Here is a 16,198-nt window from a genome sequence, read left to right as displayed (position 1 = left end):
AAAACTAATGGCATTCATTTGTAGTCATGAATGCCATTAGTTTTTTTGTAGTACGATTTATTTTTTGATTTTCAAAGTCATCGCATTTAAGGCAACAATCACGGTACTCAATGACATTAAGATGGCACCGACTGCAGGGCTTAATAGAATACCGATTGGTGCTAACACACCAGCAGCTAATGGAATAGCAACGATATTATAGCCGGCTCCCCACCAAATATTTTGAATCATTTTTTTCCGTGTTTCTTTGGCCAAATCTAGGAAGTGTAGGATATCTTCTGGATTACTGTTCGTTAAAACCACATCAGCAGAATCAATCGCCACATCTGTTCCGGCACCAATGGCTACACCAATCGTTGCTCTAGCCAAACTAGGCGCGTCATTAATTCCATCACCAACCATCATAATTCGCTTACCTTCTTTAGTCCAATCACCGACAATTTTTTCTTTACCGTCAGGAAGTAAACCAGCACGATAATTAGTAATACCTAAATAATTGGCAACGTTTTTGGCAGCATCTTCGTTATCTCCTGTCAACATGACTGGTTCGATGCCACGTTCTTTTAATTGGGTGATAAAGTTTTTAGCTTCAGGTTTAATTTTGTCACCTAAAGCAATTAAAGCGACTAATTCATTCTCAATCATTAAGTAACTAATCGTATTTCCTTGTTCTTGATACTGTTGAGTAAGGGTCGTATCTACACTAATTTCTTGACGTTGCAATTCTTTTTGATTCACAATTTTTACTGTTTTTCCTTCGACAGTACCAGAAAGTCCCACACCGGAAATATTTTTTTGATCTTGAGCGGTGTAATGCTCCACATTTTCCGATGCTAAATATTTCATAATTCCGGTTGCAATTGGATGGTTTGCGGAAGCTTCCAATGCACCGATGTATTTTAAGGATTCTTCTTTGGTATAAGCTGAGCTAATGCTTTCCACACCAGTGACTGAAAAAGTTCCTTGAGTCAAAGTTCCAGTTTTGTCTAATAACACCATATCAATGTCATGCGAATTTTCTAGGGCATTGCGATTTTTTAATAGTAAACCGTTACTAGCTGCGATTGACGTGGAGCGAGCAACAACTAAAGGAATGGCTAAGCCAAGTGCATGAGGACAAGCGATAATAAATACGGTAACCATTCGTTCAAGGGCGACTGGTAGATCATCAAAAAATAGCCATAAGACAAAGGCAGTTAATCCTGTAACTAAAGCGATATAAAACAACCATTTAGCGACTTTATCAGAAAGGGCTTCTAAGTTTGATTTTTCAGCCTGTGCTTTTCGCACCATGTCCATTACTTTGGCTAAGTAGCCACTTTCGCCAGTTGCTGTAACTTCGATTTGAATGGTTCCATCCCCATTGACCGATCCGCCAATTACCGAATCACCTTTACTTTTGGCAACTCCACGAGATTCTCCTGTAACAGCAGCTTCATCGACAATCGATTCTCCTTGAATAATTTTGCCATCAGTTGGCATTTTATCGCCAGCTCTGACTACCAAATGATCTCCGCTTTGGACTTCTTGTAGAGAGACTTTTTCTTCTTTTCCATTTGCTAATAATCGAGTGACTTCATCAGGGAGTAGTTCTGCCAATTTTTTTAAAGCATCACTCGCATTTGATACAGCATTCATCTCAATCCAATGTCCTAGCAACATAATAACAATCAACGTTGCTAATTCCCAAAAGAAATCCATTACGTGTTGATGTAAAAAATTATTAGCAATAAATGAATAAATACTATAAATATAGGAAACACTAATCCCCATAGAAATCAAAGTCATCATAGCAGGATTTTTTTGTTGTAATTCCATTTTTGCGCCACTTAAGAATGGTTGTCCACCATAGAAAAATAAAATAGTTGCTAAAACTAAAACGACCCAGTCAGAACCAGGGAAAGTAAATTGAAAAGGCAGTTCCATCCCCATCATTGGCGAAAGAACGATAATCGGAATTGCCAAAATTAACGAAAGCCAAAATTTTTGTTTAAAGTTACCCATATGCATAGAGTGATCCATCCCACCCATTTCGTGGTGATCATGATTCATGTGTCCTTCATGACTCTGTTTATTGCCTGTATGCATGGAATGATCCATATCATGCATTTCATGATGGTTATGATTCATATGATCCTCATGGTGATGCGTGTGTTCATCTGAATGCTGGTGATTCATGTGTGATTGATTGGTATCATTTTTGTGGTTGTCATGATTCATTTGTAAATTCCTCCTTTTATGTTTACGTATGTAGTCGTTGTGATTAAATTGTAAGACTGATTTTCATTTGTGTCAAACAAAAGCAATTGTGGTAATTAAATTATTCGATGATTTTTTTAATTGATAGCAAAAAGTGAATGTCACAACCTTTTCTTAAGAAAAAAATAGAATTGTAATCCACCGTTCGAAAAAGAGGGGAAATCAAACGGTGGAATGATCCACTGTTCGAAAAAAGGGAAAAATCAAACGCGGGAAAGGTCCACCGTTCGAAAAAGAGGGGAAATCAAACGGTGGAATGATCCACTGTTCGAAAAAAGGGAAAAATCAAACGGTGGAATGATCCACTGTTCGAAAAAAGGGAAAAATCAAACGCGGGAAAGGTCCACCGTTCGAAAAAAGTGAAAAATCAAACGGTGGAAAGATCCACTGTTCGAAAAAAGTGAAAAATCAAACGCGGGAAAGATCCACTGTTTGAAAAAAAGGAAAATCAAACGCAGAACTTATTCAACTTCACAAAAAAGAAAAACCACCCGAAGAATTCCAACATTGTCTGTCAGAAAGCTTCTGGAGGTTTTTTAACGACGTTTTATAAAATGCCACAATAATCCAATCACAAAACCAATACTAGCAGGGAGTACCCAACCCATACCAATTGAAAAGAGTGGTAAATAGTTTTCTCCAAATGAAATAATTGTTTTTGCTACTGTGGAAGTTGAAATAAAAGCTGGACTGGCATTTAATCCATCCACGACTGAAGCAATCAGAGTGAAGTAGGTGGTCATTTGATAGACACGAGAACTATGTGAAAACAAGGGTCCAAGAATAGCTAATAAAATTAAAGTCATTGCTAATGGGTACAAAAACATCAAAACGGGAATCGAAAATTCAATGATTTTGGTTAGTCCAATATTGGCAAATAGACAAGCCATAATGCTTACACCCGTTGCAAAAAAGAGATAATTTTGTTTAGGGAAAAGTTCGATAAAGGTTTCAGAAAAGGCAGAAATCAAGCCGATACCAGTTTTTAAACAAGCGACAATCACAATTAAAGCAAGGATGAGACTGCCAAAAGTTCCTAAGTAATGATTTGCAATTTGTGCCAAGGCGATGCCGCCATTGTCACTCAAAGGAAAAGTTCCCAGACTCATCGTTCCCATATAAGCTAACAGACTGTAGATTAAGCCCATCAACAAAATACTCACGGCACCAGATTTAATCGTATCTAAGGCGACAGTGCTAGGTTTTGTTACTCCACGTTGTCGAATGGTTGTAACAATAATAATTCCAAAGGCTAATGAAGCCAAGGCATCTAGAGTATTATACCCTTCGATAAAACCAGTGATAAACGGTGTGTTTTCATAAGCTGTTTGTACAGGAGCAGTAGCGACAGACCCCATGGGGCGAGTAAATGCCAAAACTAATAAAATACCAAGCAGGACTAAAAATAAAGGATTTAAAAATTTTCCTACATAATCTAATAGCTTAGATGGTTTTCTGGAAAATAACCAAGCAACAACAAAAAAAGCAACACTAAAAATGGCTAGACCCAATGTTGTAAATTCTTTTGGAATAAAAGGCGACAGACCAATCTCAAAAGAAGTAGTGGCCAAACGTGGTAGCGCAAAAAAAGGACCAATCACTAAATACAATAAAATAGTAAAAATAAAAGCATATCGTTTGTTGACTTTAGAAGCTAAATCAAACAATCCATTGCTTTGAGAACTTCCAATAGCGATAACACCTAAAAAGGGTAGACCGATACCGGTAACTAAAAAGCCTAGATTGGCAAGCAACACTGCTGAGCCAGCTTCTTGTCCCATATGTACAGGGAAAATTAAATTTCCTGCACCAAAAAATAAACCAAATAACATCGAGCCAATGGTTAGATAATCTTTAAATTGTAATTTTTTTTCCATAATAAACTCACTTTCTAATAAATGACTGTAATAAAAATAACAAATTATCGCGAGGATAGCAATGGAATTATTTGTATAAAAAAAGAAGAACCGAAGTCCTTCTTCTCCCTTTTGCGTTATTAAAAATTTAGTCGTTTAATACTCGATGAAGAAATGCTTTGGTGCGGACTTCTTTTGGATGAACAAAGATATCTTCTGGTGTTCCTTCTTCAGCGATGACACCTTGATCCATAAAGATGACACGATCAGAGACTTCTTTAGCAAAGCCCATTTCATGTGTTACAACAACCATAGTCATGCCGTTTTCAGCTAAAGATTTCATTACGGCTAAAACTTCGCCGACCATTTCTGGATCTAGTGCAGAAGTTGGTTCATCAAAAAGCATAACATCAGGATTCATTGACAAGGCACGAGCGATAGCTACCCGTTGCTTTTGTCCACCAGAAAGTTGAGAAGGTTTGGCATTGACATAACGTTCCATTCCAACTTTTTTTAAGTTTTCCAAAGCAATTTCTTTGGCTTCTTGGCGGTTACGTTTAAGAACGGTCAATTGTCCAGAAAGGCAATTTTCTAAGACGTTCATGTTGTTAAATAAATTAAAGGATTGAAACACCATTCCCAAGTGTGTGCGATATTTGGTTAAACTATAGCCTTTTTCTAAGACATTGGTTCCCTCGTAACGAATTTCACCACTTGTTGGTTTTTCTAATAAATTAATGCAGCGTAATAAAGTTGATTTTCCTGAACCAGAAGAACCAATGATTGTCAGAACTTCTCCTTTATTGACAGTTGCGTTGATATCTTTTAAGACTTCATTATTACCGAAGCTTTTTTTCAAATGATTGATTTCAATAATTGCTGACATTTACGTTCACCCCTTGGCTTGTTTTTCTAATGATTCATCAGCTTGTACATAAGCGGATGGCCCATCGATTCTTTTTTCCATTAAGCGTAATAGACGAGTGGCAGTGATTGTCAAGACTAGATAGATGATACCGATAATCGTAAATGTTTCAAAGAACAATAGCGTTGTACCTGAGGCAGCTGTTCCTTGGAAGAATAAGTCTCCTACACTGATAACGCTCAATACAGCAGTATCTTTAATGTTAATCACAGTTTCATTTCCGATGGCTGGTAAAATATTACGAATGACTTGAGGTAAGACAACTTTAGTCATTGTTTGAGCGTGAGTCATCCCCATTGCTTGAGCTGCTTCGAATTGCCCTTTATCAACAGCGAAAATACCACCTCGTACAATTTCAGCCATATAGGCACCGGTATTAACCGAAACAATTAATAAGGCTGCTACAGTTCGGTTTAAATCAAATTGGAAAGCTTGAGCTAATCCATAGAAGATAACCATTGCTTGTACCATCATCGGTGTACCACGGAAAACTTCAATATAGACAGTTAATAAGATATTCACTAATTTTTGCAAGAAACGAGCTAGTGGATTTTCTGAGTTTGGTAAACTACGAAATACACCGACTAACAAACCGATTAAGGTACCAGCAATTGTTGAGAAAATGGCAATAAAGACGGTAATTCCAGCACCGCGTAAGAATAAATTACCATATTGTTTAACGATTTGTTGCAAACGTTGGAAGAAAGTTGTTTCTTCTTCATCTGAGGAAGAGGGTTGATTAGCAACCGCAGCATCCATAATGTCATTGCGTTCTTCTTGTGGAATCTCAGCTAAAATAGCATTGATTTGTTCCAGCATCGCATCGTTTTTACGTAACCCAACAGCAACTTGAACATCTTCAGGTTCAGTTTGGAAACCGTCCGCTTCATCAAATTCAACCATTGCTAGATTTTTATTTACATTCGTAGCAGTCACCCCTTCAGGGCGTTCACTTACGTAACCATCAATTACACCAGAGCCTAAAGCTACACGCATAGCAGAAAAATTTTGTTGTGCTTGCTGGCGATCGACACCAGGGATTTGATCAATAACTGTGTAATGGAAAGTATTTAATTGAGCAGTAATTCTTGCTCCTTCTAAATCTTCTAAGCTTTTTGCATCTGCATAGTCGCTCTCTTTTTGAACAACTACGACCAAATGTGATTCATAGTAAGAATCAGTGAAATCAATTTCTTTTCTACGTTCTTCAGTTGGAGACATCCCTGCGATAATGGCATCAATCGTATTAGATTGAAGAGCAGGAACCAGTCCTTCCCATTGAATTGGGATGATTTCTAATTCTTTGCCTAATCCTTCTGCGATTCGTTTAGCAATCTCCACATCGTAACCACCAGCATAAGCATTGTTACCTGTTATTGGAACAGCGCCATTGGCATCCGTTGTTTGCGTCCAGTTAAATGGCGCATAAGCCGTCTCCATTCCTACGCGAAAGACACCATTGTCCTCCTCGTCTGCAAAAGTTGGCGTTGCTGCTGTAAACAATGAAGCAAATAGAGCTACCAACAAAAATACAATCGATTTTTTTCTCATTTTTATTTCCCTCTTTCTATTTCATACGAATACAAACAAAAAAACAGCCGTACTCCATGATTGGAAAACGGCTGTAGACATCGTCAACAAACTTCTCACAAAACATAGCGCACCTTAGCAATTGCTAAGACAGTTCACAAATTTTTCACTTGTGACCCAACCATTTCTTTTAAGTAAAAAAGGATGGTTTCGGCGATGTTCCCTAGTTCTGTTTCGGCGTGTTACTTCACTCCACAGTGTTAATGAACCTCGCGACCTCTACCTGGTGAAGGTATTTCGTATTTAAATTTTTATTCTTTACGATTTTAGAAGAATCGTGCATATTTGTCAACCGATAATTTGATGATTAAGCAGCTTTTGTTTTTGGTTCACGACCAAGAATTGCTTGAGCTACAGATAAAACTAACATAACAGCTAATATCACGTAAATTAAGCTTGAGTATTGTGTCACACCAAATTTCCAAGTACGGAAAACAAATAAAGAAATAGCAAGAACGATTGCTGCAATCACGTTAAATAGTGAAAATGCCCAAAGATTGCCGTTTTCTTTACGAGATAAGTAGAAGATAGTGAACCATACGCTTAGCGCAGTCCATGCGATACAAACCAAAATAATAGCCCAATAAATAATAGATGCTAACATGTAATTTTCACCTCACTTTGTTCAATCAAAAACTATTTTACCACGTTTCTGAAGAGGTGTCATGAAAAAATCGCAAAAAACTCCTTAATTTGTGAAAAAATGTATATTCATTCTTATTACTCATAACCAAATAAGAAAATTAAACATATTCAACTCATCTGTCCAGAAAATCCCTCGCTGTAGGAGACTGGTTTTTCTAGATAATTTAAACTTTTTGACATGTATACTGCCTAATTTAGCGATGACATAGAGAGATGCTTTAAATTTTTTTACTGTTATGAAACAAAGAAAGGGAGAAATAGATTTTGTTCCCACAAACGATGCTTTACCACGTATAATAGGAGGTATTAGAAGTATTAATGAGGTGAGGTAATGCAAACTTGTTCACGAAAAGCGGCAGTAGACAAAATCAAGCAAACCTCTAGGATTACCTTTCTAACTGGTGCAGGTATCTCTACACCATCGGGTATTCCTGATTATCGATCTTTGCAAGGTGTCTATCAAGGAATGGAAACACCGGAATATTTATTGAGTAGTGACTGTTTGGAAAATGAACCACAGAAATTTTATACGTTTGTCCAACAGTTATATCATCCTGAGGCTCAAGCAAATATTATTCACAAGGGAATTGCGAAGTTAGCGAAGGAAAAGAATATTCATGTGGTCACGCAAAATATTGATGGTTTACATGAACAAGCTGGAAGCAAAAACTGTGTACATTTTCATGGTTCATTATATGATTGTTATTGTAGAAACTGTGGCGAAAAAATTTCATGGCAAGACTACATGCAAAGTGACCAACATCAGAAATGTTTGGGACAAATACGACCAGGGATTGTTTTATACGGCGAAGGAATCTCTCAAATTTGTGTGGAGCAAGCGATTGAGGCTGTTCAACGAGCGGAGTTAATTATTATCGTGGGAACGAGTTTTCAAGTGCATCCATTTTGCGATTTGATTCACTACAAAAATTCTTCCGCAGAAATTTTAGTGATTAACCAAGAAAATATTTATTTGCCGTATCCTTTTTCTTTTCTAAAAGAAGATGCCCAAACAGTATTTGCTAGTCTTAATTACTAGCATTTTGAAAATTAAACTTAAAACAAGCACTAAGAGGAGAATGTTATATGAGTATTCGTAGCGAAAAAGAAAAAATGATTGCTGGAGAATTATATTTTTCTGCAGATCCAGAATTGATTGCCGATCGTAAATATGCGAGAGAGCAAATGCGTTTAATTAATGAAATGGCTGATACGGAAATACGTAGTCAAATTTTAGAAGAAACATTTGGTTATTCTGGGAATAGACCTTATGTAGAACCAAATCTTCGTTTTGATTATGGGTATAATATTTCAGTAGGGAAAAATTTCTATGCGAATTATGATTGTGTATTATTAGATGTTTGCCCAATTACCTTTGGAGATAATTGTATGCTGGCACCAAGTGTTCAAATTTATACAGCATCCCATCCCTTGCATCCAGTGAAAAGAAATAGTGGGTTAGAAAATGGAGCACCCGTATCAATTGGGGACAACGTCTGGCTAGGCGGCGGTTCAGTGATTATTCCTGGTGTAACTTTAGGAAATAATGTTGTTGTCGGAGCAGGTAGTGTTGTGACGAAATCATTTCCAGATAATGTAGTGATTGCCGGAAATCCAGCTAGAGTGATTAAAGAAATCGATTTGAAAATGACGGAAGATCCATTGACGGTTCAACGCAAACAAATTGACGACTTGGATCGAAAATTAGCGATTTTATTAGAAGAACGAATGGATGCGGTAGCAGAAATTGCCAATATCAAAAAAGCCTCACAAACAGAAGTCTTAGATACAAGCCGTGAAGAACGAGTGCTGGACAATATTCGCCAGACAGTTAGTAATCAAGCTTATACAGAAACGATTGTTGAAACATTTAAAGATGTGATGAAACATTCTAGAAATTATCAAAATCAACAAATGGAGGAGTAGTTATGGAGGGAGCTGCACGTCGACAGGAAATTTTAAGTCAATTAGCTGAAACAACAAAGCCCATTAGCGCTAGTCGCTTTGCAAAACAATTTGGGGTGAGTCGTCAAGTGATTGTAGGCGACATTGCGCTACTAAGAGCGAGCGGAGAAGAAATCATCGCAACTGCTAGAGGGTATAAGAAAGAAGATACTTCAGGAAAAAAAATCAGTAAAATTGCGGTGCAACATCGAGCAGATCAAACGAGACAAGAATTAGAAACGATTGTCTCTTTAGGTGGCGAGATTATCGATGTGATTGTGGAACATGATATTTATGGTGAACTGGTAGGTGGACTGCATATAAGTACACAAGAAGATGTGGAGGCCTTTATGCTTACTTATGAAGGAAGTCAGGCCTCCTTATTATCCCAGCTGACAAATGGCATTCATTTACACACAATCAGCTATACAGAAGATAGTGTATTGGAAAATATCAAGGAGTCTTTAACTAAAGAAGGTATTTTGTACCAAGGGAATGAAAAAGCCGATGCTAGCATCTGAAGCGATTCAGCTTAAATTTATTCTTCATTAATTTATCTGAGCTGAAAACAGTCGATTGGCGTACGAATAATTCACGAAAAACAGGTTTCTCGAGAGAAACCTGTTTTTCGTGAATTATTCAGGTGGATGATTAGAACATAAGGGAAATTATTGTTTTATTCTGAAATTTTCTAGCGTTCAGGACAAAATATTCAACGTTTAGGATAAAAATGGTTTCTTTTTCATTTTCTGTGTTACTATTTCTTCAATTATTTGTTGTATTGCAGAGATATGTTAGAAATGCTTATATTTAGGAGGAAAAAAATCAACTTTAAACGATGTTTTGCTATTTTATCTTTGGGATTTGTTTTTTTACCAACACTATCGGTTAGTGCTACAACTTATTTAGAGCGAACTGTTGGTGGTGTTGATCAGACAACTAGTTACGTAAAGCTTGGTAGCGGTACTAGATATTTAAAAGCTAAAGCCAGTTATTCAAATGGTTCTGCCTATGCTTTTAAAATTAATGCTTGGGCTCCCGATGTATCTGTGGCTACTTTGTCGGGTGTTACTAATGGTCAAGGAGAGAAATCTAAATCTTTTACTTCAGTGGGAACAACATCTAGTGGAGCAAACCAGAGTTACTATATTAGATGGAAAGGGACAAATACTTCTTCTGCAACAGTTAAATTTACTGATTAGAAATGTGTCGAATATTCTGTAAACAACAAATAATTAATATGCAAGCTCGGATGTATTCCGAGCTCGAATTATTACTAATTGAAAGGATGTCTGTTAATTGAAACAATCATTTTATATGAAACTACTGGTAAAAAGTTTGTTTTTTTGGATGGGATTCTCATTTACTCTATTTATCTTTGGTCGCTTATTAACAATGCCTATTCATTCAGCATTTCAAATAAGTCAGTCCGGTTTGTACGGGTTTATAGCAATGAATGTTTTATTTATTAGTTACCCGATACATGCGTATAGACATTCTTACGAAGAAATCCAATTTTTAGAGAGAAATCGTGTATTAAAATTGAAAAATGTACTAGTGTCTTTCGCAACACTCAATATAATGATAGGAATTATTTTTTTCTGTATCTTAGTTGTTTGGGTGGATAAATCAGTCCCGTTTATTTACAATCTTAGAGGGATTTTAAATTTTGTATTAATATTCACTGAAACTAATATGTTATCCATTTTAATTGGATTACTCTACGCCTCTGTTCTTCCTAATTTAATGGTATATGTTCTATCTTATTTAACATACGGACTGTTCATTTCTTTTGCATTTGAGTTTCCTGTATCTCCAATTCACTACATTCTAAATATATTTGACCCAACGACAATAATTTCTAATAACTTTATTTCTGGACTAATATGGAATGAGACCTATTTCTTTAAGCATGTGTTAATCTTATTATTCTTGTTTTTAATTTATCAACTAGCTATAGTCATTGTTCAAAGAAAAAAATCATTTCTTAAATATAGCTTATTAATTATAAACGTTCTTTTACTTTCGGGAGGGATTATTTATCACTTGTCTTTAGGAAAATTTAGCTCAGTACAAGAGAGAACAAGTCCAATCGTCTCACAAGACATCGAAATTGAAACGTATAAAATGACAGGGAAAATAGGGAATAGGTTTGAAAATAGTGTATCTATTGAGATGAACAAATCTCATTCAAAAGAGTTAGAGTTTTTTTTAGATGAATCCTTTACAATTTCAACTATAAAAGTGAATGAGAAGACCATACCATTCAATAATATTAAGGATAGTTATATAATTGATCTATCAATTATTCCAGAAAATAGTTTCATTCTGACTATTAGCTATCAAGGATCTCCTTATAAAATTGATTCTTTGGGATTTCCGATTGTATACTCATCTGGGGATAATATCAATTTTCCAGCCTATAATATTGCTTGGTATCCTATTATTGAAACGAATACCAATCCTACGGTCGAAATGGAATTTGATAGTAGTTTTCCTGTATATACTACAATAGATACTAGTAGCAATTTTAAAGATGGAATTAGTATCTTTGCAGGAGCTTATAGCACGTTTGAAAGGGAAGGAATAGAGTTTGTTGTCCCGACCCTTGCTACCTCATTTATGAAAGAAAATATTTTCAATATTGTGGATGAATTGAAGGATGAAGAGCATTCATTTGAAAAAGTAATAATTGCGGCAATTTATTTGGAAAATACCTATTACTATATAGAAAATGAGACATTAATTATTTTCTAAAATTTAAAAGGAGGTATCTAGATGGATTTTTTAGTCCAAGTTGATCAGTTAAGTAAATCATATGGCAGGAAAAAAGTTTTAGATAGTGTTTCTTTCACTTGTCATAAAGGAATCAATGCATTATTAGGACCTAATGGCGCAGGAAAAACTACACTAATTAATATACTGGCTGGTTTAGACAAAAACTTTGATGGAAAGATTCTGTTTAATAATAAACAAATTAACTTTGAGAATTACCCAATTGGACAAGTAGGATTCTTATCTCAAAATTTTGATATGTTTCATACTTTAACAGGAAAAGATTTTTTGAAATATGTTTATCGAATGAAAAATTATCCAAAGGAACAGGAAAAAGAATATTTGGATACAATTATTCAAGTATTGAGTCTAGAATCTGTTATAAATAAAAAAATAGGAAAATATTCAGGAGGTTTCAGACAACGTTTAGGGATTGCTCAGGCATATATTGGCGATCCGAAATTTGTTATTTTGGATGAACCTACTGTGGGATTAGATCCGGAACAACGAGAGTATTTTAGAGGCCTTTTGATGAAGTTATCCGAATCCACAACTACATTGATTTCAACGCATATTATTGAAGATGTTGAAATATTTAATGCTAATCTGTTGTTATTAAAAAACAATCGCATATCTTTCCAAGGAGATATAAATTTGTTCATCAATCAATCAAAAGCTCATATTTATTCGATCACTTTGCCAATTAATGAAATAGATAGAATTAATCCTGAACAGATAGTCGAAAAAAAACGTATAAATAATGAAGAAGTTAGTATAAAGTATATTCCTAAAGCAGGAAAGGTTTTAGATAAGAGCCATCAGAATCATGATGTTACTTTGGAGAACGCCTATGTTTACTATCAGAAAAGTTGAACTAATTGGAATTCAGAAATGGAATAAGTATACTCTGTTACTTGCTGGATTAATTGTCATTTCTTATGGAGTGATTAATAAGGCTCCTATTGGATATTTAAGTTTTGATGGCAACGACATTGGAAACTCGTATTTTTATGATTATATTGCCCCATTCCTGTTCTCATTAAGTTTTGTGATTGCGCTTATGCCGTACAATCAAAGTGGGATTATAAATACGCTGTTTTTTTTAAGCAATCGAAAATCCTTTCCAACAATAATTTATTTATCCTGTTTTTATACAATTTGGTCCTCTTTATTTATATTTGTAGGAGCCTATCTTTTTTATATAGATACGGGAAGTATGTCGAAAGTTATTTCCTTAGCATTGTCTTTTGTTCCTAACATTATTTTTTTGAATAGTTTAATTTTATGCTTGAATATGATATTAAAAAATTCTGTGCAGTGTATTATTATAATTGCCTCCTATCTTTTACTTGATTATTTTATGAACGCTAGAGTATTTGGGCCATTTTCTCTAGGTATTCATTCTTATAAAACAAACTGGAGTGGAAATACTTCTTTTATATTATTGGTCAGCATGATTCTTTTTTATGTAGGTTCTCGAGCAAAACTTTGGCTTTATACAGAGCGTTTTAGAGAGAGGTGAACTACTCACCACTTAGCTAAAACCAACGATTCTTGATTATATCTAAGTATCAATCATTTTTGAAAATGTTTAAAAAAAAAGTGAAACATTTGCGTAAAAAGTGTTAAATCAAAGATCGTCTCCCTTCAATAAAAGGCGGGCAGACTTGAAGAGGATAAGCTCAAGTTGGTTTCAGTATAGACAAAAGCAGATTTCGTTGTATCGTATAGCGAAGAGATGAGACAGATAACTGTAATGGGAAAATAATCAAAAAATTTAGAACAATGCTGTTGACTTTTGTTGTTAGTTACTGTAAATTAATCACAATAACACATATAAAACTTCCGAAGATAAGGAAAGTAAACTTGGATGCTTTTAAGAGAGACTCTGGTTGGTGAGAAGAGTTAAGTTCAGATAAGTTGAAAAATGGCCTTGGAGGAAAGGATGTCGATATGTAGGCATTCTCGGAGCGTTCTACCGTTAAAAGGAACACCAATCTTTCTGATAAGAGAAATGTTGGGCTGAGGGAAGGAAACTTCCGAACAAAGGTGGTAACACGATACAATCGTCCTTTTACTAGTTAGACTAGTAAAAGGACTTTTTTTATACAATAATACGTTGAAATGGGAAGTAAAAAAGCAGATACTTTAACAGAGAGCTTCGGTAGCTGAAAAGAAGCAAGTAAACACTTTTTGAAAATGGCTATTGAGTATTCATTTCTGAGCAAATGTTAGGAAATGACGGGAGCAACCGTTATATTGCCAGAGTATTTTGTACTCGTAGAGGAGCTGTCTGTCAGCTCAAACTGAGGTGGTACCACGCAAAAAGGCGTCCTCAAGAAAACAAGCGAAGCTTTGTTTTCTTGAGGATGCTTTTTTTTGTAGAAGCGATCTTTCAAGAAAGTGAAAAAATAGGAGGAAACAAAAAATGATTGAATTAAAAGATATTTCCGTAACATTTAATCAAGGAAATCGAGATGTATTCGCGGTAAAAAACGTTAACTTGCTGGTAGAGCCAGGAGATGTTTATGGAATTGTAGGTTATTCAGGAGCAGGGAAAAGTACTCTGGTTCGGGTAATTAATTTACTACAACCACCCACACAAGGTTCTGTCCAAATAAATGGTGTGGAATATACAGAATTGAGTCCCAAAGAACTAAGAGCTAAAAGAAAATCAATTGGGATGATTTTCCAGCACTTTAATTTAATGAAAAGTCGTTCAATTTTTGAGAACATTGCTTTCCCTTTGAAATATCAAGGAAAATCAAAACAGGAGGTTCGTCAAAAAGTAACGGATTTACTAGAGTTAGTTGGTTTATCGGATAAAATTGATGCTTATCCGAGCCAACTCTCTGGAGGTCAAAAACAACGGGTAGCGATTGCCCGTGCTTTAGCAAATGATCCTGAAATTTTACTTTGTGATGAAGCGACCAGTGCGCTAGATCCAAAAACAACTTTACAAATTTTAGCTTTACTTCGTGATTTGAACAAAAAATTAGGTTTGACAATCGTTTTAATCACCCATGAAATGCAAGTAGTAAAAGAAATCTGTAATAAGGTAGCTGTGATGGAGGATGGAGAAATTATTGAGCAAGGTGACAGTGTTCAAATCTTTAGCTCTCCAGAAGAACCATTAACCAGAGATTTCATTCGGACAGCGACTCATATTGACCAAGCCTTAGACACCATTTTAAGTAGCGAAAGCTTCTCTCATTTAGAGACTAACGAGTGGTTGGTAGAACTTTCCTATGTAGGGGATTCAACCAGTGAACCATTGATTGCTCAACTTTATCGAGAGTATCAAATTACGACAAATATTCTATATGGAAATGTCGAAATCATTCAAGAGGTTCCACTAGGTAGTTTAGTAGTTACTCTTGCAGGTGAGTTAGAAAAACGTTATGAAGCTTTTGACTACTTGATTGCGCAAGGAGTTTACGTAAATATATTGAAAAAAGCTGAAGAAAATCAAGATACAGTGAAAGGAGAATATTAGGATGCAGGCTATATTAGAACGTTTTTTACCAAATGTTATTGAAATACCAAATGAGTTTATTGAAGCAACCATTGATACCTTATATATGACATTTTTCACTTCTTTAATTGGTGGTGTGTTAGGCGTATTTTTTGGAGTTGTTTTGTTAGTTACCCGGGAGAGAGGGATTTTAGAAAATAAACTAATCTTTGGCTTTTTGGACAAAGTCGTTAATATTTTCCGCTCGATTCCGTTCATTATTTTGATTTCTCTATTAGTTGTGATGACACGAGCAATCGTGGGAACATCTATTGGACCAACTGCTGCGATTGTTCCTTTGACAGTAGGAGTGATTCCTTTCTTTGCCAGACAAATTGAGATTGCTTTACTGGAAGTTGATCCAGGGGTAATTGAAGCAGCGGAAGCCATGGGAACTAGTCCATTTGGAATTATTTTCAGAGTCTATTTATTAGAAGGATTACCAGGAATTGTCCGAGTATCTGCCCTAACGATTATCAATGTCATTGGTCTGACAGCGATGGCGGGTGCTGTAGGTGCAGGTGGATTAGGAAGTTTAGCCGTAACAAGAGGGTACAATCGATTCCAAACAGATGTAACTTGGGTAGCGATGATTATTATTTTAATTTTAGTCTTCATTAGTCAGTCAATCAGTAATTGGATCGTTAAAAAAATTAGTCATTAAAATAATAAAAAATGGGGGAAATTACA

Annotated in this window: 14 protein-coding genes, 1 riboswitch and 2 other annotated features; of the genes, 9 read left to right on the top strand and 5 right to left on the bottom strand. The window is 35.5% G+C overall.

Annotated features, from left to right (window positions below; translation table 11 throughout):
• Positions 1–57 precede the first annotated feature (57 nt).
• The 5 genes from AC4BBX_RS07020 to AC4BBX_RS07000 form a co-directional block, all read right to left on the bottom strand.
• Positions 58–2,220 carry a heavy metal translocating P-type ATPase gene (locus AC4BBX_RS07020; protein ID WP_490455726.1) on the bottom strand — a complete coding sequence of 721 codons (2,163 nt, stop codon included), beginning with the start codon at positions 2,218–2,220 and terminating at the stop codon, positions 58–60.
• A 575-nt stretch (positions 2,221–2,795) separates the two neighbouring features.
• On the bottom strand, positions 2,796–4,136 hold the full coding sequence (gene brnQ / locus AC4BBX_RS07015; protein ID WP_490455725.1) for a branched-chain amino acid transport system II carrier protein: 1,341 nt from the start codon (positions 4,134–4,136) through the stop codon (positions 2,796–2,798).
• Between the two features lie 127 nt (positions 4,137–4,263).
• A complete protein-coding gene (locus AC4BBX_RS07010; protein ID WP_490455724.1) occupies positions 4,264–5,001 on the bottom strand; it encodes an amino acid ABC transporter ATP-binding protein in 738 nt (245 codons plus the stop codon).
• A gap of 6 nt (positions 5,002–5,007) precedes the next feature.
• On the bottom strand, positions 5,008–6,591 hold the full coding sequence (locus tag AC4BBX_RS07005) for an ABC transporter permease subunit (RefSeq protein WP_490455723.1): 1,584 nt from the start codon (positions 6,589–6,591) through the stop codon (positions 5,008–5,010).
• A gap of 97 nt (positions 6,592–6,688) precedes the next feature.
• Positions 6,689–6,860, bottom strand: a riboswitch (Lysine riboswitch).
• Between the two features lie 77 nt (positions 6,861–6,937).
• Positions 6,938–7,234 carry a hypothetical protein gene (locus AC4BBX_RS07000; RefSeq protein ID WP_490455722.1) on the bottom strand — a complete coding sequence of 99 codons (297 nt, stop codon included), beginning with the start codon at positions 7,232–7,234 and terminating at the stop codon, positions 6,938–6,940.
• Between the two features lie 372 nt (positions 7,235–7,606).
• Here AC4BBX_RS07000 and AC4BBX_RS06995 point away from each other — a divergent pair, with 372 nt between their 5' ends.
• The 9 genes from AC4BBX_RS06995 (at position 7,607) to AC4BBX_RS06955 (ending at position 16,172) form a co-directional block, all read left to right on the top strand.
• A complete protein-coding gene (locus tag AC4BBX_RS06995) occupies positions 7,607–8,314 on the top strand; it encodes an NAD-dependent protein deacylase (RefSeq protein WP_490455721.1) in 708 nt (235 codons plus the stop codon).
• 47 nt (positions 8,315–8,361) lie between these two features.
• Positions 8,362–9,201, top strand: a complete 840-nt coding sequence (locus tag AC4BBX_RS06990) for a chorismate mutase (RefSeq protein ID WP_490455720.1) — start codon at positions 8,362–8,364, stop codon at positions 9,199–9,201.
• 2 nt (positions 9,202–9,203) lie between these two features.
• Positions 9,204–9,740 (top strand): transcription repressor NadR, encoded by a 537-nt coding sequence (locus AC4BBX_RS06985; protein ID WP_490455719.1) that lies wholly within the window; start codon positions 9,204–9,206, stop codon positions 9,738–9,740.
• Between the two features lie 270 nt (positions 9,741–10,010).
• Positions 10,011–10,421 (top strand): hypothetical protein, encoded by a 411-nt coding sequence (locus tag AC4BBX_RS06980; protein WP_490455718.1) that lies wholly within the window; start codon positions 10,011–10,013, stop codon positions 10,419–10,421.
• A gap of 97 nt (positions 10,422–10,518) precedes the next feature.
• Positions 10,519–11,976 carry a hypothetical protein gene (locus AC4BBX_RS06975; RefSeq protein WP_490455717.1) on the top strand — a complete coding sequence of 486 codons (1,458 nt, stop codon included), beginning with the start codon at positions 10,519–10,521 and terminating at the stop codon, positions 11,974–11,976.
• Positions 11,977–11,997: 21 nt separating this feature from the next.
• The gene (locus AC4BBX_RS06970) at positions 11,998–12,867 is read left to right on the top strand and encodes an ABC transporter ATP-binding protein (RefSeq protein WP_490455716.1); all 870 of its coding nucleotides are present in this window, start codon (positions 11,998–12,000) and stop codon (positions 12,865–12,867) included.
• Positions 12,845–13,516 carry a hypothetical protein gene (locus AC4BBX_RS06965; protein WP_490455715.1) on the top strand — a complete coding sequence of 224 codons (672 nt, stop codon included), beginning with the start codon at positions 12,845–12,847 and terminating at the stop codon, positions 13,514–13,516. The genes AC4BBX_RS06970 and AC4BBX_RS06965 overlap by 23 nt, the downstream gene beginning before the upstream one ends.
• A 317-nt stretch (positions 13,517–13,833) precedes the next feature.
• Positions 13,834–14,071, top strand: a binding site (T-box leader).
• A 33-nt stretch (positions 14,072–14,104) separates the two neighbouring features.
• Positions 14,105–14,334, top strand: a binding site (T-box leader).
• 88 nt (positions 14,335–14,422) lie between these two features.
• Positions 14,423–15,490 carry a methionine ABC transporter ATP-binding protein gene (locus AC4BBX_RS06960; RefSeq protein ID WP_490455714.1) on the top strand — a complete coding sequence of 356 codons (1,068 nt, stop codon included), beginning with the start codon at positions 14,423–14,425 and terminating at the stop codon, positions 15,488–15,490.
• Between the two features lies 1 nt (position 15,491).
• On the top strand, positions 15,492–16,172 hold the full coding sequence (locus AC4BBX_RS06955) for a methionine ABC transporter permease (RefSeq protein ID WP_490455713.1): 681 nt from the start codon (positions 15,492–15,494) through the stop codon (positions 16,170–16,172).
• The last annotated feature ends 26 nt before the right edge of the window (positions 16,173–16,198 follow it).

Source organism: Enterococcus sp. AMC1157 (assembly GCF_058216555.1).
This window is presented reverse-complemented; position numbering and strand designations above follow the sequence as displayed.

Bases quoted from the DNA above. Each gene is read 5' to 3' on its own strand.
- AC4BBX_RS07020 (WP_490455726.1), bottom strand. From the start codon at position 2,220: ATGAATCATGACAACCACAAAAATGATACCAATCAATCACACATGAAT.
- brnQ (WP_490455725.1), bottom strand. From the start codon at position 4,136: ATGGAAAAAAAATTACAATTTAAAGATTATCTAACCATTGGCTCGATG.
- AC4BBX_RS07010 (WP_490455724.1), bottom strand. From the start codon at position 5,001: ATGTCAGCAATTATTGAAATCAATCATTTGAAAAAAAGCTTCGGTAAT.
- AC4BBX_RS07005 (WP_490455723.1), bottom strand. From the start codon at position 6,591: ATGAGAAAAAAATCGATTGTATTTTTGTTGGTAGCTCTATTTGCTTCA.
- AC4BBX_RS07000 (WP_490455722.1), bottom strand. From the start codon at position 7,234: ATGTTAGCATCTATTATTTATTGGGCTATTATTTTGGTTTGTATCGCA.
- AC4BBX_RS06995 (WP_490455721.1), top strand. From the start codon at position 7,607: ATGCAAACTTGTTCACGAAAAGCGGCAGTAGACAAAATCAAGCAAACC.
- AC4BBX_RS06990 (WP_490455720.1), top strand. From the start codon at position 8,362: ATGAGTATTCGTAGCGAAAAAGAAAAAATGATTGCTGGAGAATTATAT.
- AC4BBX_RS06985 (WP_490455719.1), top strand. From the start codon at position 9,204: ATGGAGGGAGCTGCACGTCGACAGGAAATTTTAAGTCAATTAGCTGAA.
- AC4BBX_RS06980 (WP_490455718.1), top strand. From the start codon at position 10,011: ATGTTAGAAATGCTTATATTTAGGAGGAAAAAAATCAACTTTAAACGA.
- AC4BBX_RS06970 (WP_490455716.1), top strand. From the start codon at position 11,998: ATGGATTTTTTAGTCCAAGTTGATCAGTTAAGTAAATCATATGGCAGG.
- AC4BBX_RS06965 (WP_490455715.1), top strand. From the start codon at position 12,845: ATGTTTACTATCAGAAAAGTTGAACTAATTGGAATTCAGAAATGGAAT.
- AC4BBX_RS06960 (WP_490455714.1), top strand. From the start codon at position 14,423: ATGATTGAATTAAAAGATATTTCCGTAACATTTAATCAAGGAAATCGA.
- AC4BBX_RS06955 (WP_490455713.1), top strand. From the start codon at position 15,492: ATGCAGGCTATATTAGAACGTTTTTTACCAAATGTTATTGAAATACCA.